The 22,305-nt window shown below is 31.7% G+C and carries 18 protein-coding genes and 1 tRNA gene; 9 read left to right on the forward strand and 10 right to left on the reverse strand.

The features are described 5' to 3' along the window. Positions 1 to 7 precede the first annotated feature (7 nt). Both MBM09_RS15455 and leuB read left to right on the forward strand, forming a co-directional pair. Positions 8 to 1,183 (forward strand): 2-isopropylmalate synthase, encoded by a 1,176-nt coding sequence (locus tag MBM09_RS15455; RefSeq protein ID WP_238674613.1) that lies wholly within the window; start codon positions 8 to 10, stop codon positions 1,181 to 1,183. Between the two features lie 11 nt (positions 1,184 to 1,194). Then, positions 1,195 to 2,313: a 3-isopropylmalate dehydrogenase gene (gene leuB / locus MBM09_RS15460; RefSeq protein ID WP_238674614.1), complete on the forward strand. Its 1,119-nt coding sequence runs from the start codon at positions 1,195 to 1,197 to the stop codon at positions 2,311 to 2,313. An 88-nt stretch (positions 2,314 to 2,401) separates the two neighbouring features. Here the strand turns inward: leuB and MBM09_RS15465 are convergent, their stop codons facing one another. Beyond that, positions 2,402 to 4,639 carry a M1 family metallopeptidase gene (locus tag MBM09_RS15465; protein WP_238674615.1) on the reverse strand — a complete coding sequence of 746 codons (2,238 nt, stop codon included), beginning with the start codon at positions 4,637 to 4,639 and terminating at the stop codon, positions 2,402 to 2,404. 185 nt (positions 4,640 to 4,824) lie between these two features. Here MBM09_RS15465 and MBM09_RS15470 point away from each other — a divergent pair, with 185 nt between their 5' ends. From MBM09_RS15470 to MBM09_RS15480, 3 genes are all read left to right on the forward strand, one after another. Next, on the forward strand, positions 4,825 to 5,352 hold the full coding sequence (locus MBM09_RS15470) for an inorganic diphosphatase (RefSeq protein ID WP_238674616.1): 528 nt from the start codon (positions 4,825 to 4,827) through the stop codon (positions 5,350 to 5,352). 120 nt (positions 5,353 to 5,472) lie between these two features. After that, positions 5,473 to 7,863: a sodium-translocating pyrophosphatase gene (locus tag MBM09_RS15475; protein WP_238674617.1), complete on the forward strand. Its 2,391-nt coding sequence runs from the start codon at positions 5,473 to 5,475 to the stop codon at positions 7,861 to 7,863. An 83-nt stretch (positions 7,864 to 7,946) separates the two neighbouring features. Beyond that, entirely contained in the window at positions 7,947 to 8,942 is a 996-nt protein-coding gene (locus MBM09_RS15480) for an App1 family protein (protein ID WP_238674618.1), read from the forward strand. Between the two features lie 3 nt (positions 8,943 to 8,945). Here the strand turns inward: MBM09_RS15480 and MBM09_RS15485 are convergent, their stop codons facing one another. The 4 genes from MBM09_RS15485 to MBM09_RS15500 are packed head-to-tail and all read right to left on the reverse strand — an operon-like array spanning position 8,946 to position 12,606. Next, a complete protein-coding gene (locus tag MBM09_RS15485) occupies positions 8,946 to 9,560 on the reverse strand; it encodes a deoxynucleoside kinase (RefSeq protein ID WP_238674619.1) in 615 nt (204 codons plus the stop codon). A 3-nt stretch (positions 9,561 to 9,563) separates the two neighbouring features. Next, positions 9,564 to 10,343, reverse strand: coding sequence for a hypothetical protein (locus MBM09_RS15490; protein WP_238674620.1), 780 nt, complete (start codon positions 10,341 to 10,343; stop codon positions 9,564 to 9,566). Positions 10,344 to 10,376: 33 nt separating this feature from the next. Further along, positions 10,377 to 11,060, reverse strand: coding sequence for a response regulator transcription factor (locus MBM09_RS15495; RefSeq protein ID WP_238674621.1), 684 nt, complete (start codon positions 11,058 to 11,060; stop codon positions 10,377 to 10,379). After that, on the reverse strand, positions 11,053 to 12,606 hold the full coding sequence (locus MBM09_RS15500; RefSeq protein ID WP_238674622.1) for a sensor histidine kinase KdpD: 1,554 nt from the start codon (positions 12,604 to 12,606) through the stop codon (positions 11,053 to 11,055). Before MBM09_RS15500 ends, MBM09_RS15495 begins: the two co-directional genes overlap by 8 nt. 144 nt (positions 12,607 to 12,750) lie before the next feature. On the opposite strand from MBM09_RS15500, the gene MBM09_RS15505 reads away from it, so the two are divergent. The 4 genes from MBM09_RS15505 (at position 12,751) to MBM09_RS15520 (ending at position 17,395) form a co-directional block, all read left to right on the forward strand. Then, a complete protein-coding gene (locus MBM09_RS15505; protein WP_238674623.1) occupies positions 12,751 to 13,566 on the forward strand; it encodes a GLPGLI family protein in 816 nt (271 codons plus the stop codon). An 80-nt stretch (positions 13,567 to 13,646) separates the two neighbouring features. Then, positions 13,647 to 14,519, forward strand: a complete 873-nt coding sequence (locus MBM09_RS15510; RefSeq protein WP_238674624.1) for a GLPGLI family protein — start codon at positions 13,647 to 13,649, stop codon at positions 14,517 to 14,519. Between the two features lie 36 nt (positions 14,520 to 14,555). Continuing rightward, positions 14,556 to 17,255: a TonB-dependent receptor gene (locus tag MBM09_RS15515; protein ID WP_238674625.1), complete on the forward strand. Its 2,700-nt coding sequence runs from the start codon at positions 14,556 to 14,558 to the stop codon at positions 17,253 to 17,255. A gap of 58 nt (positions 17,256 to 17,313) precedes the next feature. Continuing rightward, positions 17,314 to 17,395 (forward strand) — tRNA-Tyr (locus MBM09_RS15520). A gap of 66 nt (positions 17,396 to 17,461) precedes the next feature. On the opposite strand, the gene MBM09_RS15525 is transcribed toward MBM09_RS15520, so the two are convergent. Genes MBM09_RS15525 through MBM09_RS15545 form a run of 5 tightly spaced genes read right to left on the reverse strand, consistent with a single transcriptional unit; the run spans position 17,462 to position 22,299 of the window. After that, positions 17,462 to 18,196 (reverse strand): glycoside hydrolase family 11 protein, encoded by a 735-nt coding sequence (locus MBM09_RS15525; protein WP_238674626.1) that lies wholly within the window; start codon positions 18,194 to 18,196, stop codon positions 17,462 to 17,464. A gap of 15 nt (positions 18,197 to 18,211) precedes the next feature. After that, a complete protein-coding gene (gene argH, locus MBM09_RS15530) occupies positions 18,212 to 19,486 on the reverse strand; it encodes an argininosuccinate lyase (protein ID WP_238674627.1) in 1,275 nt (424 codons plus the stop codon). A 35-nt stretch (positions 19,487 to 19,521) separates the two neighbouring features. Then, positions 19,522 to 20,586, reverse strand: a complete 1,065-nt coding sequence (locus MBM09_RS15535; protein ID WP_238674628.1) for a M20 family metallo-hydrolase — start codon at positions 20,584 to 20,586, stop codon at positions 19,522 to 19,524. Further along, on the reverse strand, positions 20,583 to 21,359 hold the full coding sequence (gene argB / locus MBM09_RS15540) for an acetylglutamate kinase (protein ID WP_238674629.1): 777 nt from the start codon (positions 21,357 to 21,359) through the stop codon (positions 20,583 to 20,585). The genes MBM09_RS15535 and argB overlap by 4 nt, the downstream gene beginning before the upstream one ends. 1 nt (position 21,360) lies before the next feature. Next, positions 21,361 to 22,299: an N-acetylornithine carbamoyltransferase gene (locus MBM09_RS15545; protein WP_238674630.1), complete on the reverse strand. Its 939-nt coding sequence runs from the start codon at positions 22,297 to 22,299 to the stop codon at positions 21,361 to 21,363. Between the last annotated feature and the right edge of the window lie 6 nt (positions 22,300 to 22,305).

Genomic DNA, 22,305 nt, shown 5'->3' on the forward strand with positions numbered 1-22,305 from the left:
TTAATAAATGTCTGATAATAAGGTCCAAATTTTTGATACAACGCTTAGAGATGGTGAGCAGGTTCCTGGTTGTAAATTAAATACAGAACAAAAATTAATTATTGCAGAACAACTAGATAGTTTAGGTGTAGATATTATTGAAGCGGGTTTTCCTGTTTCTAGTCCTGGTGATTTTAAATCGGTTGAAGAAATTTCTAAAATTGTAAAGCATGCCACGGTTTGTGGTTTAACACGCTCTGTAGAAAACGATATAAAAGTTGCTGCTGAAGCATTGAAATATGCAAAAATCCCAAGAATACATACCGGTATTGGAACATCAGAATCTCATATAAAACATAAATTCAAATCCAATCAAGAAGATGTGCTAGAGCGTGCAGTTAAAGCGGTGAGTTATGCTAAATCTTTTGTTGAAGATGTTGAGTTTTATGCTGAAGATGCTGGAAGAACAGACAACGAGTATTTAGCTCGCGTTTGTGAAGCCGTTATTAAAGCTGGAGCTACAGTTTTAAATATTCCAGACACTACTGGATACTGTTTACCACACGAATATGGTGCTAAAATAAAATACTTAAAAGAAAATGTAAGAGGTATTGATAAAGCTATTTTATCTTGTCATTGCCATAACGATTTAGGTTTAGCAACAGCAAACTCAATTGAAGGTGTTATAAATGGTGCACGTCAAATTGAGTGTACTATTAATGGTATTGGTGAACGTGCTGGAAATACAGCTTTAGAAGAAGTTGTTATGATTTTAAAACAACACCCTTACTTAAATTTAGATACAAGAATACAAACTGAAATGCTTTATGGCATCAGCCAGTTAGTATCCGATAGTATGGGTATTTACACACAACCTAACAAAGCAATTGTTGGCGCTAATGCATTTGCGCATAGTTCTGGAATTCATCAGGATGGAGTGATTAAAAATCGTGAAACTTACGAAATTATAGATCCTAAAGATGTTGGTGTTACAGAATCTGCTATTGTTTTAACTGCAAGAAGCGGTAGAGCAGCATTAGCATACAGAGCAAAAAATATTGGATACGAATTAACTAAACTTCAATTAGATGAAATCTACACAAACTTTTTAGATTTTGCTGATAAGAAAAAAGAAGTTGACGATAACGACATCCATCAAATTATAGAAAGTAGCAAGGTATATAAAGAAATAACTTCTGCTTAAACATTTAGTAAATGAAATTAAATATTGCCGTTTTACCAGGCGATGGTATAGGTCCAGAGGTCACTGCTCAAGCTGTAAAAGTCTTGAAGGCTATAGCTATGGAGTTTAATCATGTATTTACTTTTCAAAGCGCATTAGTTGGTGCCAGCGCTATAGACAAAACTGGCAACCCTCTACCCGAAGAAACCATTAGCATCTGTAAAAAAGCAGATGCTATTTTATTTGGCGCCATTGGTAAAACATCTTACGATTTAGATCCAAATACTAAAGTAAGACCAGAACAAGGTCTTTTAGGGCTTCGTAAAACTTTAGATTTATACGCCAACATAAGACCTGTAATTGCTTATGAAGATTTGCTAAACAAATCATCTTTAAAGAAAAACCAAATAAAAGACACCAACATTCTTATATACAGAGAATTAACAGGCGGCATATATTTTGGTGAAAAGAAACTAAGTGACGATGGCAATAAAGCATCCGATATTTGTGAATATACCAAATCAGAAATAGAGCGTATTTCACATTTAGCTTTTAAAGCGGCACAATCAAGAAAACGTAAGCTTACACTAGTAGATAAAGCTAATGTTTTAGAAAGTTCCAGACTATGGCGACGTGTAGTACAAGAGTTAGAGTCTCAATATCCAGATGTAAAAGTAGATTACATGTATATTGATAATGCAGCTATGGAACTTATTATTAAACCAAAACAGTTTGATGTAATTTTAACCGAAAACATGTTTGGAGACATCCTATCTGAAGAAGCTAGTGTAATTGTTGGCTCTATTGGTTTATTAGCCTCAGCTTCAATTGGTGAAAAACATGCTATGTTCGAGCCCATTCATGGCGCATACACTAAAGCTGCTAACAAAGGCATTGCTAATCCAATTGCGTCCATTTTATCTGCTGCAATGTTGTTAGATCATTTTGGCTTAGACGATGAAGCTGCTTTAATACGAGAAGCGGTAGATAAATCACTAAAATTACATATTACCACACCAGATTTAAATACTAAATACGATAATATTAGCACCACAAAAGTTGGCGATTTTATTGAAGATTTTATCAATAATCCAGAAGAAACCAACTTAAACTTTACCAACATACATTTAGGGCAGTCCACTATTATTTGATTATTTGAGTTAGTCACCAATAAACTAAACTATTTGGAGTCCTTGAAAGCGCATTTAAAAATGCGCTTTTTTAATCGAATAGTATTAATTAATTATTCTTATTGTCTTTAAAACTATCAAACTCTGATTTTGTTTCCTCTTTTGGAAAACTATTATTAAGCATATCTGTGTCAGCAAACTCAAAATTAGGATCTAAATTCACTTTACTAACTTCTTTTTCTTTTATTGAAGTATGCTGAATCTCGTATTCGTTTCTTCTCCAAATATCTGCAGGTAAAGTTTCTATTTCAGTAGTGCCATCAGTAAAAACCCATTCAATAGTTACTGGCATTACTAATCCTCCAACATTTTTTACTGTAATTTCATAAATATTTTTACCTGATAATTGTTTTCTAACTTCAGGCTCGTCTAATCTTGACAAAAATTGTCCGTAAGCTCTATCTGGTGTAGAAGTCATAGTTATAACTTCTGGACCGTTAGAAAAATCTTTTGCTGTTGCTTCTGTACTATTACCACTAGCTTCTATTTTTACTTTAGATGAAGTGTTTTGATCTTCAATATTAGAATTTTCTTCAAAAACCTTAAACCATTTCACATTGCTAAGCTCCATATCTACATGGTCTGTAGTAAAAAACCATCCTCTATAAAACCAATCTAAATCAGTAGCTGTAGCATCTTCTAGAGTTCGAAATAAATCTGCGGGATTTGGATGTTTATATTTCCATCTATTTGCATATTCTTTAAAAGCTTCGTCAAATAATTCTTTCCCAATTATAGAATGCCTTAGCATTTGCAAACCAACAGTAGGTTTTAAATAGAAATTTGCTCCAAATTGACTTAATAATTCGTTATCTGAAGTCGTCATAACAGGGCGTAAAATATTTTTATCCCCACTCATAAATGGTACTATATTTTTTGGAGTAACACTATTAAAGTCTGGATAACGTTCTGCAACGGTGCGTTGATGTAAAAAAGTGTTTAAACCCTCATCCATCCACATCCATTTACGTTCATCTGAACTCACAATCATAGGAAACCAATTATGTCCAACTTCATGAATAATTGTTCCTATCATGCCTTGTTTTGCTCTATTACTTATTTCTCCATCTTTATTTGGGCGTCCACCATTAAAACTAATCATAGGAAACTCCATACCAATATTTGAAGTGTTTACAGAAATGCAAACAGGGTATGGATAATCAAAAGTAGCTTCAGAATAAACTTCCAAAGCATGCATTATTGCTTTTGTAGATTCTTCTTGCCATACAGGCAAACCTTCCTTTGGGTAAAACGACATAGCCATAACTGTATTGGTTGGTAGTTTAACAGCTTGTGCATCCCACATAAATTTTCTTGACGAAGCAAATGCAAAATCTCTAACATTCTCTGCATTAAATTTCCATGTTTTTTGTTTAGTAGATTTTTGTTTTTCATTAGCTAGAGCCTCTTCTTTTGTAATTATCATTACTGGTTTATCAAAAGATTTTTGTGCTGTATTTAGTCTTTTACGTTGTGTTTTTGTTAAAACTGACTCAGCATTTTGAAGTGTGCCTGTAGAAGCTACAATATGGTCTTCGGGAACAGTAATTTCAACTTCGTAATCGCCAAACTCTAATGCAAATTCGCCTAATTTTTGAAATTGCTGATTTTGCCAACCTTCTGTATCATTATAAACTGCCATTCTTGGAAACCAATGTGCAATTAAGTAAACTGTATTGTCGTCTTCTGGAAAATATTCGTAGCCTTCTCTAGATAATAAAAACATACTCCTGTCTGTAACAGGATAAAACCATGAAACTGAAATTGAGGTAGATTCTCCAGATTTTAAAACACTATTTAACTTCACCTTCATCATGGTATTATTAACCAAGGTTTTCATGTTTTTACCATTACCATCTTTCACATGTTTAATGGTATAACCTGCCGGAAAATTTATTGCTCTGGTTAAAAATTGCATTTGTCTAGTAGACATAGAATCCTGAATTCTGTTGTTTATAGATCCAAAATCTTGATTACCTTTTTTATTAACATTCTGTTCTAGCTGTATCCAAACATAACTTAAATCGTCTGGTGAATTATTAAAATACGTAATAGTTTCATTTCCTATGATGGTATTGTTTATCTCATCAAGAACAACTTTAATTTTGTAATTAGCACGTTGTTGCCAATAATCTTTTCCTGGAGCTCCACTGGCAGTACGGTAATTGTTTGGTGGAGCAATCATATTATCAATAGGTTCAAACTTACCTTGCCATGGTTGAGTTTGAGTGTAAATACTAGTTATTGAAAATACCGTAAGAAATAGAAAAAGAAAAGGGCGTGTCATAATTTGTAGTTTATTTTTTTAAGCCAATGACAAGATAATAAATATTTAATGTGTTAAGTGTTAAATTCATTTTTGAGCTTATATTAAGTTTAAGGTTTTTATAAAAAGAAATAAAACTTAAGGTTTTTAGTTGTTTTAAGCATTAGTGTTCAGTACATTTGCAGCCCTAAATAGAAATTAAAAACATGAGCAAAAAAAAGGCAGTAACGTTTGACGTTTTAATAGAAATACCTAAAGGAAGTAGAAATAAATACGAATACGATTTCACTTTACACAAAATTCGTTTCGACCGTATGTTGTTTTCTTCAATGATGTATCCTGGTGATTATGGATTTATTCCAGAAACTTTGGCATTAGATCAAGATCCGCTAGATGTTTTAGTGCTTTCTACAGAACCTTCTTTTCCTATGGTTGTTATGGAAGTTAGACCTATTGGTGTTTTCCATATGACAGATGAAAAAGGACCAGACGAAAAAATTATTTGTGTCCCAGTATCAGATCCGGTTTGGAATAAGCGATCTGATATTGTTGATTTAAATCCACATAGATTAAAAGAAATTGAACACTTTTTTCAGGTTTATAAAGATTTAGAAGAGAAGAAAGTCGATGTAGGTGGATGGGGAAATGCAGAGGAAGCAATTAAAATCTATCATGAATGTGTAAAAAGATATGACGATAGTGAGCACAAGAAAAAACGCACTTTTACTATCTAATTAACATATTCTCAAAAAAAACATAATATAACTGAACCATCTCTAAATAAAGGTGGTTTTTTTTATCACTTATATTTTACTATTTTTAGCTCCATTAATAATTTAAACTAACTAACTAATATGGATTTAATAATTAAATTTTTACCACTATTTGGAGTTGTTGCTCTTCTATTTGTTTTTATAAAAAGCGCTTGGGTTTCAAAGCAAGATCAGGGAACTGATAAAATGAAAAGAATTGCAAAAAATATTGCCGATGGGGCAATGTCTTTCCTTAAAGCAGAATACAAAATATTATCAATCTTTGTAGTTGCTGTAGCCATCTTATTATATTTTAAAGGCACTAATGAAGTTGGATCAAACGGAATGGTAGCTGTATCATTTATAGTCGGTGCTATCTGTTCTGCTTTAGCTGGTTTTATAGGCATGAAAGTGGCTACCAAAGCCAATGTTAGAACTACAAGTGCTGCTAGAACATCTTTAGGTAAAGCTTTAGAAGTAGCTTTTGCTGGTGGTGCTGTAATGGGTCTTGGTGTTGTAGGACTTGGTGTTTTAGGTTTGAGTGGTTTATTTGCCATATACAGTGAAATGGGTTGGGGATTAAGTGAAGTACTTAATGTGCTTTCAGGTTTTTCTCTTGGCGCATCTTCAATTGCTTTATTTGCACGTGTTGGTGGTGGTATTTATACTAAAGCTGCCGATGTTGGTGCCGATTTAGTTGGTAAAGTTGAGGCGGGTATTCCAGAAGACCACCCATTAAATCCTGCAACTATTGCAGACAATGTTGGTGATAATGTTGGTGATGTTGCTGGTATGGGAGCCGATTTATTTGAATCTTACGTAGGTTCTATTATAGGTACAATGGTATTAGGAGCTTTTATTTTAACACCAGATTTTAATGGTTTAGGAGCTGTTTATCTTCCTTTAGTATTAGCTGCTGTTGGTATTTTAATGTCTATTATAGGAACATTCTTTGTAAGAGTTAAAGATGGTGGAAATCCACAAACAGCTTTAAATATTGGTGAGTTTGGTTCAGCAGGATTAATGGTAGTTGCATCATATTTTATCATAAATGCTTTAATTCCTGAATCTGTTGAAGGTTTACCTTTTGGTGCTATGGGTGTATTTTGGGCAACTATTGCTGGTTTAGTTGCTGGTTTAGCTGTTGGTAAAATAACCGAATATTATACAGGCACAGGAAAAGGTCCTGTTAATTCTATAGTAAGACAGTCTGAAACTGGTGCTGCCACAAATATTATTGCTGGTTTAGGTATAGGTATGATGTCTACTATGATTCCTATTCTTCTAATAGCAGCTGCTATTTTAGTGTCTCATCATTTTGCTGGCTTATACGGTATTGCAATTGCTGCAGTTGGTATGTTAGCAAATACTGGAATCCAATTGGCTGTTGATGCTTATGGACCAATTTCAGATAACGCAGGTGGTATTGCAGAAATGGCAGAATTACCAAGCGAAGTTAGAGAGCGTACAGATAAATTAGATGCCGTTGGTAATACAACTGCTGCAATTGGTAAAGGTTTCGCTATTGCTTCTGCAGCATTAACAGCATTAGCATTATTTGCTGCCTTTATGAAAACCGCTGGTGTTACAGCAATTGATGTTTCACAACCAGATATTATGGCTGGATTATTAGTTGGTGGTATGTTGCCATTTGTTTTTTCAGCCTTATCAATGAATGCTGTAGGTCGTGCAGCTATGGCTATGATTGAGGAAGTACGTCGTCAGTTTAGAGACATCCCACAACTTAAAGCTGCATTAGAAGTGATGCGTAAATACGATTCTGATATGAGTAAAGCGTCAGAAGCTGATAGAAAAATATTTGATGCTGCAGATGGAGTTGCAGAGTATGATAAATGTGTTGCCATTTCAACAAAAGCATCTATTAAAGAAATGGTTTTACCTGGCTTATTAGCTATTGCTGTTCCTGTAGCAGTTGGTTTTATAGGAGGTGCTGAAATGTTAGGAGGGCTTTTAGCTGGTGTTACCACTTGTGGAGTGCTTATGGCAATCTTTCAATCTAATGCTGGTGGTGCTTGGGATAATGCTAAAAAAACTATTGAAGAACAAGGTAAAAAAGGAACAGATGCTCACAAAGCAGCTGTTGTAGGAGATACTGTGGGAGATCCTTTTAAAGATACATCAGGACCTTCATTAAATATATTATTAAAATTAATGTCGGTGGTTGCTTTAGTTATTGCTCCAAGTATTGCAATGTCTTCTGATAATGTAACTGCTTATGTTTCTACTAACAATACTGAAGTGGTAAATAATATTTCAAAAGAAGTTAAAGTAGAAATGAATAAAAATGATGATGGCTCAGTTAAAGCTGTAGTTACTACCATTACTACAAAAAACGGTGAAACATCAACAAGTTATAAAACTTTTGAAGGCACCGAAGAAGAAGTTAAAGCTAATATAGAAGCTTTAAAAGGTGAAGCAAAAAACACTAAAATAAAAGTGGAAAAAGTTATTGAAAAAGAAGCAATAAAATAACTAAACAGTAATTTTTTAAAAAATAAAAAACCACGTTAACAAACGTGGTTTTTTGTATTTTTAGTTCATAATTAAAACAGTTAATGTTTAAAAAAGATCCGCTACAAATAATAACTTTTCAAACTTATGGAACCTCAAACCATTTATATATTCGAGGGAGAGCTATTGAGGATGAAAGTATTAATTTAGATCAAAAAGGTTTATTCGCTTTATTTATAAATTCTTGGAAACGTTTTGAGAGTGATGAAATAAAAAACACTGCTCTTAAAGTTACACTACCTAACGGAACAATCTTAAAAACAACAACTGACAACCATGGGTACTTTAAAATAGATGAGAAAATTAATGACTTAGGCTTACTTACTAATAGTGAAAATTGGTTGAATTTTGAAGTTGCTTATGATAATGTAGACATTAAGCGAAGTATTCAAAATGCAAACCGATTTCCTGGTGAGTTACTAATACCTTCTGCTAAAACTTCTTTTGGTGTTATTAGTGATATTGACGACACTATTCTTCACACAGGCGTCGTTTCAACATTAAAATGGAAAGTGTTAATTAACAGTATTTTTAAAAGTGCTGCTAGTAGAATTCCATTAGAAGGTGCTACAGAATTTTATCATAAATTACACAGAGGCGCATCAGGTGAAAATGCCAATCCTATTTTTTATGTTAGCCATAGCCCTTGGAACTTATATCGCTATTTAGATTTTTTTCTAAAACAACATAATTTTCCTAAAGGCCCAATTTTATTAAGAAGCTTTAAAGATATTTTTAAGAAGAAATCTAGTGATAAACCTCAAAAACAAAAAGAAATTTTAAACATTTTGCACACTTATACTAAACTAAAATTTATTTTAATTGGTGATAGTGGCGAACATGATGCAGATATTTATTTAGAAATAGCAAAATCTTACCCAACACAAATAGCGGCTATTTATTTGCGAAGTGTTAAACATAAAAAGAAAATGCTTAGAGTAAAATCTTTGTTTGAAAACTACAAAGAAACTCCAGTATTATTAGTTGAAAACAGTATTCAAGCTATGGAACATGCAAAACAGCATGGTTTTATTTTATAATTATTAAAATAGTCCGTGTATTTCTGCATCAATAGTATGTATGATGCTTCCTAGATCTTCAGGATTGTCTACAAAATCTAAATTATCTACATCTACGATTAAAAGTTTTCCTTTGTTATATCCATGTATCCAAGCCTCGTAACGTTCATTCAATCTACTTAAATAATCAATGCTTATGGAGTTTTCGTAATCGCGCCCACGTTTATGTATTTGAGATACTAAATTAGGGATAGAACTTCGTAAGTATATTAAAACATCTGGCCCTTTTACTAATGATTCCATTAAATCGAAAAGTGTTTTATAGTTTTCAAAATCTCGGTTAGTCATAAGTCCCATAGCATGCAAGTTGGGAGCGAAAATATGAGCATCTTCGTAAATGGTTCTATCTTGAATAATGTCTTTCCCACTTTGGCGTATTTGCAATACTTGACGAAATCTACTGTTTAAGAAGTAAACTTGCAAATTAAAACTCCAACGTTCCATTTGATTGTAAAAATCATCTAAATAAGGGTTGTCTACAACATCTTCTAGTTGAGCTTCCCATTTATAATGTTTTGCTAGTAATTTAGTGAGCGTTGTTTTTCCAGCGCCAATGTTTCCGGCAATAGCAATATGCATAGTTTATTTGATTTTTAATTGGAGTTGTTGCAAGATTTCATTGTTGTAAATATACAAGGTTTGATTGGTTACAAAAAACTGATTTATCAACAAATTTGATGTTTCAATTAGTCGTGGTTCATCACTATTCTCTTTTAAATAAAATAATGTATTTTCTTTTTTTAAGATGATATTTTCATTGCTTTCAACCAACGATGTGTATCCTTCATTCTTTATTTTCTTAACTAAACTTCCAAAATAATTATACCTGTAAAGAAACTTTTCTGTTAGCAACCAACAGTAATTATAATTACTTTTTAAATCTAAAACAGCGCTTTGTACGGGAGCAGTTTGTGCGCGCGTAGTTTGTGTTTTGTAATCAAAAAGTTCTAGCTTTTGCAAATCTTGATTAAAAACCCACAAAGTATTATCATGTCCTGTTGAAATATGCGACGCATTTTTATAAGGGTTAAGCGTATTAAAATCAATTTTAAATATTTCGGCTAAACGATTATCAAGTATAATAACCGTATTAAAATCTTTATAAAACAGATTAATTTTTAAAGGATTAAAGGCATTTGCCGAAGTTAAATTCCCTAATTGTAAATTATTGTATGTAATTGTTTTATCTAAAGTTTTTTTATTGAAGACATTGTTATTTACAAAGTATATAGTCTCAAAATTATCAATAGCAATTATTTTATCAGCTTTAAAAACTGTTTTTTTAATAAGGTTAGCTTCAATAGGCTCTTGAGCAAATATTGAAACAGATAACAAAAAAAGAATGTGAAATGTAAATCTCATTGTAGTTTGAAAAATACAAAAATCAAACCACTTTTAACAAATTAGTTTATACCCAAACCCACGAACGTTAATAATTTCAACATTAGCGTCATGTTTAAGTTTTTTTCTAAGTTTAGTAATAAATACATCCATACTTCTAGCATTAAAAAAATCGTCACTTCCCCAAAGTTTGGTTAGTATTAATGACCGATCTAAAACTTTGTTTTTATTTTTAATGAGATAAAATAATAAGTGAGCTTCTCGATGTGTTAATTGAACTTTTTCTTCTGTTTTAAATTGAAGTGTTTGCTTTGGGAAATTAAATATAAAATTTCCAATTTCTAATATTTCTGAATGCTTTTGCTCTTTAGTTCGATGTAATAAATTATTGATTCTAACAATTAATTCTTCCATACTAAATGGCTTTTTTAAATAATCGTTTCCGCCAATTGTAAAACCTTCAACTACATCTTGAGTTTGCGATTTTGCAGTTAAAAAAATAATAGGGATAGAATCATCTATTTCTCTAATTTCTTTAGCCAATGTGAACCCATCTTTCTTAGGCATCATAACATCTAGAACTAACAACTTTGGAGTTTCTCTCTGATAGGTTTTAAGGGCAACTTCACCATTTTCGCAAAGTAAAACCTTAAAGTTTCTTGTTTCCAAGCTTTCTTTTATGATTTGCCCTAAAGCAGGCTCGTCTTCTGCTAATAATATTTTCGTAAGATTAGCCATTAGGCAGAGTGATTTTAAAAGTGGTTAGGTTATTTTTTAAATCTAGTTGTATAGTTCCTCCATGTTTTTCAATAATGGATTTTGTATAATAAAGTCCAATACCAAACCCTTTTACATCATGAGTATTTCCTTTGGGTATACGATAAAACTTCTCGAAAATTCGGTTCTTGTTGTCTTTATTTAATGCGTTTCCGTTATCGGAAAATTGTATTTCAACAAAATTTGATTTAATAATTAAGTTTATAAAAATTTTACCACCTCCATACTTAATAGCATTATCCAAAATATTGTTAAGTGCATTTTCAAAATGAAAAGCATCAACTTGAATTGATAAGTTTTCAACTTTAAAATTTGTTGTAAATGTTTTGGTTTGATGTTGAATTTTATAACGATTTACCATAGTATCAAGTAACTCAAACAAATTAATATCTTCTTTGTTTAATTCTAAACTTTTAATATCCAAAGTTGCTGTTTCAAGTAGTTTTTCAACCATTACATTTAATTTTGAAAGCTGGGTTGAAGACATATTTACATATTTCTTAGTTTTCTCCTTGTCTTCAATTACATCAAAACCACTAATACTCTCCAAAGCTACACCTATTGTTGCAATCGGTGTTTTAAACTCGTGTGTAATATTACTAATTAAATCGTTTTTTACTTCGGCTAATTGCTTTTGATTTTTAATAATTTTCAAAAGATAAAAAAGACTACTTATTACAGCTAAAACTAAAATGGTAGAAAGAAAAATGCTGCCTAAACTTCTTGCAAAAGTTTCTTTAAACGGATTGCTGTATACTAATTGAATAGTTTCTTGTGGCTTTAAGTAATTTGAATTTGTAGTTGTAGAAAGCGGGAAAAGTGTTAAGGAGTCTTTGCTAAAAATGATTTTATCGTTTTCAAGATGGTTTAAACTATAATTTAAATTAAAATTCTTTTGATTGAACTGATAATGTAATAAAGAGTCGATTTTTTTATAATCTAAGGAGTCTGATTGAAAAGAAATAAAAATGGTTTTTAAGTTGTTAATTAACTTTAAACTATCTGTGGCTTTTTTACCTCTAAAATAAGCTGCTTTTTCTATCAACCCAGATTTATTAATGGTTAGTGCAGTACCATCATCTTTAAGTTGAGTAAATTTTTGAAACTTTGAAGTATCAATAGCTTCACTTAGACCTTTAGAAATATCAAAAAAGATCGAATCGATATTTTTTTTGTGATTTTGCTCAATATCACTAAGTTCTACTGAAGTTATCCCAACGCTAATATTATGTTTGACACCCTTTTTATCAGTTTTAGAATAATGATTATCACCAAATGCAGTCTTATTTTCAGAACTATTGTTAGGTACAATAGCTAAATAATTTTCTTTTGCTAAGTCGGTATAATAAGTATCAACAGCGTTGTCTAAACACAATTGAATATCATTAATTACCTGTAGTTTGTTTTGTTTGAAATTTTTGTAATTCCAAAAAAACTGAAGCCCAATAGTACTTACAGAAACTAAGGCTATAACATATAATATCAATTTATATCTTGATGCATTCATACATCAAAAATATAGGTTAAAATGTTATAAAACCAATCGCTTAACACTCGTTAACACTCATTAACTATTTAAAACTATTATACTTTTCATATTTGTATATCAGAAATCAAAAAAACGAACATTAACAAACAAAAATTAAAACACATGAAAATTAATTACGTGTGCTTCTTTTTATTACTAACTATTAGTAATGCTATTGCACAAGAATTTCAAGGAATTGCCACTTACAAGTCGCATAGAAAAGTAGATTTAAAAATAAGTAGTAAAAATGAAAACTCTGAAATGAAAAAGCAAATACAAGAACAATTGCGTAAACAATTTCAGCAGGAATATACACTTACTTTTAATAAAAACGAATCTATTTATAAAAGAGAAGAAAAATTACAAACTCCACAACCCGCACAATCTGGATTTAGAATTCAAATTGCACAAGGTTCAGATATTATGTATAAGAATATAAAGGAAAATAGGTATACCAATAAAACTGAAATATTCGGAAAACTATTTTTAATAAAAGACACCTTAAACAACATAGAATGGCAGCTTGTTAACGAAACCAAAAACATTGGTGACTACACTTGCTTTAAAGCTGTTTTCAATGAAGAATTTACTACACAAACATTGACAGAAGAAGGTGAGATAGAAACTGTAACTAAACCCAGAACAACTACACTGTGGTACACACCACAAATACCAATTAACAATGGTCCCGCAGAATATTATGGTTTACCAGGGTTAATTTTAGAAGTGAATGATGGAGATTTAACTTTAGTTTGTACTAAGATTATTATCAATCCTGAAGAAAGAGTTTCTATTGAAGAACCAACAAAAGGTAAGGAGGTGTCTCAAGTAGAATTTGAAGAAATTCAAGATAAGAAATCTAAGGAAATGATGGAGCAATATCAATCTAGAAAAGGTAATAATGATGGAAATAGAGTTATGATTAGAATTGGTGGTTAATTTTTATGTTTCAAATTAAACTATAATCTTAAAAAATAGTCTTACTATTAAATTCTAAATATTTAATTAAGACTTTTAAGATGAAAACTTATTTAACTACTGTTTGCTTTACAATTCTATTACTTTTTTCTTTCAATAATTTAACCCAAGCTCAAGACTTTAAAGGTGTAGCTACCTATCAAACCAAAACAACTTTAAAGTTAGATAATTTTGGTAATCGTCAATTAAGCGAGCAACAAAAAAAGGAAATGATGGAACGTATGAAAAGCTTTCTAGAAAAAACATACACGTTAACGTTTACTCAATCAGAGTCTATTTACAAAGAGGAAGAAAAATTAGAAGTTTCAGCTGGAGGTAGAGGAAGAGGTTTTATGTTTGGTGGCGGTGGTGGTTCTGGCCCGATATACAAAAACATAAAAGAAAAACAATTTTTACAAGAACAAGAGTTTTTAGGAAAACAATTTTTAATTAAAGACTCATTAAAAACTATTACATGGAAGATGGGAAGCGAATCAAAACAAATTGGACAATATTTATGTTTTAAAGCTACTGCAACTAAGCCTGTTGAAGGTTTCGATTGGCAACGTAACAGACCTGGAAGAGATAATGAAAATAAAGAAGTAGAAAAACCCACAGATTCTACAACAATCACTGAAGAAGCTAAAAACAAGGAAGAAACGCCAAGAGAAATTGAAATTGTTGCTTGGTATACACCACAAGTAGCAGTAAGTCAAGGACCCGCAGAATATTGGGGATTACCAGGTTTAATTTTAGAACTAAGCGCAGATAATACTACCATGTTATGTACCAAAATTGTAATAAATCCTGCCGAATCTGATGAAATAAAATCACTAACCAAAGGAAAGGAAGTTACCAAAGAAGAATACAACGAAATTATGACTGTAAAAATGCAGGAAATGAGAGAAGTGTTTAGAAGACGAAGAAACAACTAAGGTAATAGCCTAAAATTAATCACTAACAATCAAAAAATGAAACAACTTTTTATGCTGGTTATATTACTGGCAACAAGCATATCTTTTTCACAAATAAAAATTGAAGGCGTTGTAAAAGATAGTATTGGCGACCCATTAGAGTTGGTAAATGTAATTGCTATAAATCAAGAAACAAAAGGATTGGAATCTTATGGTATTACTAATGAAGCGGGTCGTTATAAACTTTCTTTATCAAAAAACACTTCTTATAGCTTACAAGTAAGCTATGTGGGTATGAAAACCGCTACCGAAACTATTAGCACAAAAGAAGAAGACATTGTTAAAGATTTCACCCTTCAAAATGACAATGCATTGGATGCAATTGAACTAACTTATGAAATGCCTGTAACGGTGAGTGGAGATACTTTAATTTATAATGCAGATTCTTTTAAAACCGGAACAGAAAGGAAACTTGAAGATGTTTTAGAAAAATTACCTGGTGTTGAAATTAATGATGATGGGCAAATAGAAGTTGAAGGCAAAGTGGTTTCAAAAGTAATGGTTGACGGTAAAGATTTTTTTGATGGTGATACTAAACTGGCTACAAAAAACATTCCTTCAAACGCTGTAGATAAAGTTCAAGTGCTAAAAAACTTTGCAGAAGTTGGTCAGTTAAGTGGTGTAACTAATAATCAGGACAATGTTGCTATTAATATTAAACTAAAAGAAGGTAAAGAAAATTTTTGGTTTGGTAATATTACTGCTGGTGGTGGTGCATCAGATAATAATGGATTATATATAATTCAACCCAAGCTATTCTATTACAGTCCAAAATATAGCATTAATTTTATAGGAGATTTAAATAACACTGGCGAGGTAGCTTTTACAAGACGTGACTATTTTAATTTTTCAGGTGGCTTTAGAAGCCCAAGTAGAAGCAGTGGAACCAACTTAAATCTAGGAAGCAATAACTTAGGGTTTCTAACACTTCAAAACAACAGAGCAAAAGACATTAATACAAAATTTGGAGCAGCAAATTTTAGTTATTCTCCAAAAAAGACTTTAGACATAAGTGGGTTTGCTATTTTCTCTAACAGTAAAACAGAATTGCAAGAGAATAATTCTGTACAGTACACAGACGAAAGTTTAGGTATTCCAGATGAAGACACAGAAAGTAATACCATGCAGCGTAGCGATTTAGGCATGCTTAAATTAAGTGCAAAATATAAACCAAACCTTAGTAACCAATTAGATTATGATATTTTAGGTAGAATTTCAAAAGAGTCACAAGACCAAGGATTTTTCTCATCTGTTTTAGGAAATATTGATCAAGTTGAAAACACTAGCCCTTACAGTATTAATCAAAATGTTAACTATTACTACACACTTGATGAAAATAATATTTTTGCTCTTGAAGCACAACATTTGTTGCAAGATGAAGATCCTTTTTATAATGCTATTTTAGAAGACAAAAACAATTATCAAACTACAGCAGATGCATTAGGTTTGGATGGAAATCAATCGGTTTACAATATTGCTCAAGATAAACGAGTAAAATCAAATCAATTAGATGCAAAATTGGATTATTGGAATGTGTTAAACCAAAAAAGTAATATCAATTTAACTTTTGGTACTATTTTAAGCAAGCAACAATTCAATTCAGAAATTTTTCAATTTCTAGATGATGGTTCAGAATTCAATCCAATATTTAATGATGGTATGCTTACTAATGATACCGATTATAATTTTAGCGACCTCTATTTAGGAATGCACTATCAATTTAAAAAGGGAATTTTCACTTTTAACCCTGGAGTATCTGCACATGCTTATAGTATAAAAAACATACAATTTGGAGAGACATATAAGGATGATTTCTTTAGAATTTTGCCTGATTTTGACATGCGTATCCAACTAAAAAAGAGTGAGAACATATCGCTACGCTATAGTATGCAAACCCAGTTTACAGACGTTACTAATTTGGCCAGAGGCTTAGTTTTAAACAATTATAAATCACTTTATTTTGGTGATGAAGCTTTAGATAATGCCATTTCACACAATGTAAACCTGTCTTACTTTAGTTTTAACATGTTTAATTACACGAATGTATTTGCAAATTTAAATTATTCTAAAAGTATTGATCAAATAAGAAATTTGAGCAATTTTGAAAGTGTAATACGTACAAGCTCACCATTTAACTCTTCTTTTGCTGATGAAAATTTTTCAGCAAGAGGACGTTTTCAAAGGCGTTTTGGCAAACTTCAAGCATCTATAAATGGTAACTTTAATTACTCTAAATTCAATCAATTTATACAAAATCAACGTTCAGTAAACGAAAATTACTCACAAACTTATCGTACTGAATTACGAACTAATTTTAGAGATGCACCAAATGTAGAGATTGCTTATCGTTATACGATTGCAGATAACGACCAAGGTACTTCTAGAACAAAGTTCTACACCAAAGCCCCATCTATAGAGTTTGATGCCTACATCTGGAAAAAATTAACGTTTAAAACAGATTATTCGTATAATAATTTTAGTGATGAAAATGGTACAATTAATAGTTTTGATTTTTGGAATGCCTCTCTTTCGTACAGAAAAGACAAAGACGCAAAATTTGAATACGAACTTAAAGCCACAAATCTATTAAATACTAAATCAACATCACAAAGTAATAACAGTGCTTTTTCAGTAAGTGCAACCGAGTATTTTATACAACCTAGATTTTTAACATTTAGATTGCGCTACGAATTATAAAATTATTTGTTTTTTGTTTGTAGAATTAACAAACAATAATATATTTGCGAACGGTTTTGGGGAGATACTCAAGCGGCCAACGAGGGCAGACTGTAAATCTGCTGACTACGTCTTCGCAGGTTCGAATCCTGCTCTCCCCACAATAAAAAAGCAAGCTAAATAGCTTGCTTTTTTATTTTTTAGTTTTTTATGAGTTTAGTCTAATATTACTTCTTTTCAACAACAACATCTAACTCTGTAAAATCAAAGCTACCATGACTTTTATAACCTTCAACAACAAAAGAAACTTCGTGCATTTTTCCCATTTCCATACCCAAAGATTCCCACTTCTTGAAGTGTTCAGAGATGTTTATTGTACCACTATTTCTAACATCTCTACGAATACTAAAATATTGTGGAAACGTTGTATCACCAACTATTGATGGCTGATTAACCCTTATAGTTTCATAAATATCATAAACACTTCCGTTAACCTCGATTGTACCTTTTAGTTTTGAGCCTTTTGCCATAGAAGGGATCCAATTACGCCAATCTTCAATAATATAATATTCTGCCAATGGTTCAATAGTCCAACCGTAAACCGATAAATAGGAATTTCCTGCTTCTGTTTTTAGTTTGTAATTGCAATTATATGTAGTAAAAAATTCACCTATTTCCTCATGCTCTTGTGTCTGGTCATAACTTAACCCTCGTCGTGCCAAATAATTTAAAATATTTGTCCATTCTCCACTAAAAGTAGCACCTTCCCCAATAGTCATACATGCAGTTCCTTCAGCATTTTGATTCCAAAGTTCATACCGATAACCATCTTTTACACCTTCAATTTGATCAGAATCTTCAATACAAAATGTTTGAGAATTTAAGTCTTTGCAGCCAAGGAATAAAGTAATAAACGTAAAACTTAATACTGATATTATCTTATAAAAATTTAATTTTTTCATAACAATTTTGCTATTCTATTTTGGAAATTTAAGTCTTATTTCTTCTAAACACAAATTGTGAATACTACCAATATGTGTATGTTTTTTTGAGGTATCAGGTACATAAGTTCCATCTTGCACTTGTCCGCCAATTTTTTGGTAAGCTTCTCTAAAACTCATTCCATTTTCAACCAGTGTATTAATATTATCTACTGTAAAAAGATATTTGTATTTATCGTCATTAATATCAATATCTTTTACAATAATTTGTTGAATGGAATAATTGAAAATGTCTAAAATATCTTTTACATCCTCAAAAGCAGCTATAATATTTTCTTTTAACAACTGAAAATCTCTATGATAACCACTTGGCAAATTGTTGGTTATTAAAATCATTTCACTTTGTAAAGCTTGAATTTTATTACACTTACCACGAATTAATTCAAAAACATCTGGATTCTTTTTATGTGGCATAATACTACTACCTGTCGTCAATTCATCTGGGAAGGAAATAAATCCAAAATTTTGGCTCATATATAAACATACATCCATGGCAAAACGCGACATAGTATTACACAATCCGCCTAAAGCTGCAGAAATTGTGCGTTCGTTTTTTCCTCTAGCCATTTGCGCAGCAACCACATTATATTTTAATGTTTCAAAACCCATTTCTTTGGTTGTAAATGCTCTATCTATAGGAAACGAACTTCCGTAACCAGCTGCAGAACCCAATGGATTTTGATCTACCGTTTTAATGGCTGCATTTAGTAAATACACATCGTCTATCATTAATTCTGCATAGGCAGAAAACCATAATCCAAATGATGATGGCATTGCCACTTGCAAATGGGTATAACCTGGTAATACTCTGTCTTTATGCGTATCTGACAAACTTAAAAGTGTTTCAAAAAGCGTTTTAGTTTTTTCTTTAACTAAACTTAAGTTTTCTTTATAATATAAATGAAGTGCCACTAAAACCTGATCGTTTCTTGATCGTGCCGTATGAATTTTTTTTCCAACATCGCCTAAAGATTTTGTGAGTTCGAATTCTATTTTGGAATGCACGTCTTCAAACTGCTCGTCAATTACAAATGTTCCATTATCTATTTGGTCTTCTAAAACTTTTAAACCTCTTAGTAATTCAACCAATTCTTCAACAGTTATAATTCCTGCTTTTTGAAGCATTTTAGCATGCGCCTTGGATGCTTGAACATCATATTTCGCTATGTGGATATCAATTTCCCTATCGTTACCTACAGTAAATTGTTCTATTTTTTTATCGATTGATATGCCTTTATCCCAGAGTTTCATAATCTAGTTATTTAATTGTTGATTCGTTGATTTGTTTAGACGATTACACGGTTTAACAATTCAATATAAATTTCAATGCCTTCTTTTATTTCGTTTAAATAAATAAATTCATCTGCCGAATGTGAACGTGTACTATCTCCTGGTCCTAGCTTTAAAGACGGACAAGATAATGCAGCTTGGTCTGACAGTGTTGGTGACCCATAAGTTGATCTTCCCATTGCAATTCCGGCTTTAACCAAATCATGATTTAATGGAATTGATGATGAATTTAATCTTAAGCTTCGTGGTACAATGCTGTCGCAAGGTGCTTTTTTCTGTAAAATATCTGCAACTTCTTGATTTGAATACGCATCGTTTACACGAACATCTATTACTAGCTTTACATCTGCAGGAACAGCATTATGTTGCTTTCCTGCGTTAATTTGAGTAACCGTTAATTTCACATCACCTAAAGCTTCAGAAGTCTTTTTAAACCTAAAATCTTTAAACCATTTTAAAACTTCAATAGTATTATAAATAGCATTATTATCGTTTGGATGTGCTGCATGACTTGGTGTTCCTAAAACCTCTGCATCAAAAACTACTAAGCCTTTTTCGGCAACTGCCAGATTCATCAAAGTGGGTTCGCCAACAATTGCGACATCTACTTTTGGAATCACCGCAAGCATACTGTTTAATCCATCTGGTCCGCTGCTTTCTTCTTCCGCAGAAGCTACAATAACCAAATTATATTTTAAATCTTTTTGATTGTAGAAATAAGTAAAAGTAGCTATTAAAGATACCAAACACCCACCAGCATCGTTGCTTCCTAAGCCATATAATTTTCCATCTTCTACAATAGCTTTAAACGGATCTTTTGTATATGCCGAATTTGGCTTTACAGTATCGTGATGCGAATTTAATAGAAGCGTTGGTTTGTTATTATCAAAATACTTGTTGGTTGCCCAAACGTTATTTTTAGTTCGTTTGTATTCAATATTATAATTCTTAAACCACGTTTCAATAAGCACCGCTGTTTCATCTTCTTCTGATGAAAAAGATTGTGTTTCAATGAGTTTTTTAAGTAACTCAATAGCTTCATTTGTTAGTTGCTGAATCATAAATACAGGGTTGTGAATTTTTGATTTCTATTACTAATAACCGTTGGATTTCCTATAATAACTTTTGAAACGCCTTCGTATAAAGCATGGTAACAGTTATCTAATTTGGGTAACATGCCATCAACAAATGTTCCTTTTATTTTTAAAGTTTCGTAAGTTCCTGTGTCCATAAAATCGATTACCGAATTATCATCAGTAACAGATAATAAAACGCCATCTTTTTCGAAACAATAAATCAACTCGGTTTTATAATGTTTAGACAAACCAATCGCTAATTCTGATGCTATAGTATCTGCATTGGTATTTAAAAGTTGTCCATTACTGTCATGTGTTATTGCACAAAAAACAGGAGTAATATCATTGTCTAATAACGCATTTATTGCAGCTGTATTTACTTTTTTAACATCACCTACAAAACCATAATCTATCTTTTTAACTGGTCGTTTTACAGATAAAATTGTATTTCCATCTGCGCCAGTAAAACCAATAGCATTACATTGATTTGCTTGTAATTTTGCTACAATATTCTTGTTGATTTTTCCAGCATAAACCATGGTAATAATATCTAAAGTATTAGCATCCGTAATACGTCTACCATCTATCATATAAACTGGCACATTCATATCTTTAGCTAATTTGGTAGCTAATTTACCACCACCATGCACTAAAACCTTAGGACCATTAATTGATGAAAATTGTGATAAAAACTTCTCTAAAGCTAAATCATCATCTATAATGTTTCCGCCTACTTTAATAACTTTTAATTCCTCCATTCTAAAGATTTTCTAATATTTTTTTAAGAACCAATTGCGCCGCATAAGTTCTATTATTTGCTTGTTCTATTACTAAAGAACTATCACTATCTAAAACTGCATCTTCTACAACCACATTTCTACGGACTGGTAAACAATGCATGAATTTAGCATCATTCAATTTTTGCTTTGTTATCATCCAATTTGGATCTGTATTCAACACTTTTCCGTAATCTTGGTATGAACTCCAGTTTTTGGTATACACAAAATCTGCATCTTTAAAAGCTTCTTCTTGATTATGAAGAATTGGTGTGTTAGCTGTGATTTCTGGGTTTAAATCGTAACCTTCTGGATTAGTAATAACAAATTCTACATCCATTTTCTGCATAGCCTGAATAAAACTATTGGCTACTGCATGCGGTAATGCTTTTACATGAGGCGCCCAACTTAAAACTACTTTGGGTTTTACTTTTTTTGAATGTTCTGAAATAGTAATCGCATCAGTTAAACCTTGTAGTGGGTGACCTGTAGCACTTTCCATATTCACGATTGGCACTGAAGCATATTTTTTAAAAGCATTTAAAACCTGCTCACTTTCATCTTTTTCTTTATCCGTTAATGTTGGGAAAGCCCTAACTGCAATTATATCGCAATATTGAGAAACCACTGCTGCAGCTTCTTTTATATGTTCTGCAGTGTTGCCATCCATGATGGTGCCATCTCCAAATTCTATTCCCCATGCATCACCAGAAACATTCATCACAATGGGATCCATTCCTAAATTTAAAGCGGCTTTTTGTGTACTTAATCGTGTACGTAAACTGGAATTAAAAAACAGTAGTCCTAAAGTTTTGTTCTTCCCTAATGCTTTAAACTTAAACGGATTTTCCTTTAACTGTTTAGCTTCCTCAATCCAAGAATTGATATTATCTATATCGTGTATGGAGGTATAATTCTTCATTTTAAT

The organism is Flaviramulus sp. BrNp1-15, from assembly GCF_022259695.1.
In the GTDB taxonomy this organism is placed as follows: domain Bacteria; phylum Bacteroidota; class Bacteroidia; order Flavobacteriales; family Flavobacteriaceae; genus BrNp1-15.

Bases quoted from the DNA above. Each gene is read 5' to 3' on its own strand.
- MBM09_RS15455 (WP_238674613.1), top strand. From the start codon at position 8: ATGTCTGATAATAAGGTCCAAATTTTTGATACAACGCTTAGAGATGGT.
- leuB (WP_238674614.1), top strand. From the start codon at position 1,195: ATGAAATTAAATATTGCCGTTTTACCAGGCGATGGTATAGGTCCAGAG.
- MBM09_RS15465 (WP_238674615.1), bottom strand. From the start codon at position 4,639: ATGACACGCCCTTTTCTTTTTCTATTTCTTACGGTATTTTCAATAACT.
- MBM09_RS15470 (WP_238674616.1), top strand. From the start codon at position 4,825: ATGAGCAAAAAAAAGGCAGTAACGTTTGACGTTTTAATAGAAATACCT.
- MBM09_RS15475 (WP_238674617.1), top strand. From the start codon at position 5,473: ATGGATTTAATAATTAAATTTTTACCACTATTTGGAGTTGTTGCTCTT.
- MBM09_RS15480 (WP_238674618.1), top strand. From the start codon at position 7,947: ATGTTTAAAAAAGATCCGCTACAAATAATAACTTTTCAAACTTATGGA.
- MBM09_RS15485 (WP_238674619.1), bottom strand. From the start codon at position 9,560: ATGCATATTGCTATTGCCGGAAACATTGGCGCTGGAAAAACAACGCTC.
- MBM09_RS15490 (WP_238674620.1), bottom strand. From the start codon at position 10,343: ATGAGATTTACATTTCACATTCTTTTTTTGTTATCTGTTTCAATATTT.
- MBM09_RS15495 (WP_238674621.1), bottom strand. From the start codon at position 11,060: ATGGCTAATCTTACGAAAATATTATTAGCAGAAGACGAGCCTGCTTTA.
- MBM09_RS15500 (WP_238674622.1), bottom strand. From the start codon at position 12,606: ATGAATGCATCAAGATATAAATTGATATTATATGTTATAGCCTTAGTT.
- MBM09_RS15505 (WP_238674623.1), top strand. From the start codon at position 12,751: ATGAAAATTAATTACGTGTGCTTCTTTTTATTACTAACTATTAGTAAT.
- MBM09_RS15510 (WP_238674624.1), top strand. From the start codon at position 13,647: ATGAAAACTTATTTAACTACTGTTTGCTTTACAATTCTATTACTTTTT.
- MBM09_RS15515 (WP_238674625.1), top strand. From the start codon at position 14,556: ATGAAACAACTTTTTATGCTGGTTATATTACTGGCAACAAGCATATCT.
- MBM09_RS15525 (WP_238674626.1), bottom strand. From the start codon at position 18,196: ATGAAAAAATTAAATTTTTATAAGATAATATCAGTATTAAGTTTTACG.
- argH (WP_238674627.1), bottom strand. From the start codon at position 19,486: ATGAAACTCTGGGATAAAGGCATATCAATCGATAAAAAAATAGAACAA.
- MBM09_RS15535 (WP_238674628.1), bottom strand. From the start codon at position 20,586: ATGATTCAGCAACTAACAAATGAAGCTATTGAGTTACTTAAAAAACTC.
- argB (WP_238674629.1), bottom strand. From the start codon at position 21,359: ATGGAGGAATTAAAAGTTATTAAAGTAGGCGGAAACATTATAGATGAT.
- MBM09_RS15545 (WP_238674630.1), bottom strand. From the start codon at position 22,299: ATGAAGAATTATACCTCCATACACGATATAGATAATATCAATTCTTGG.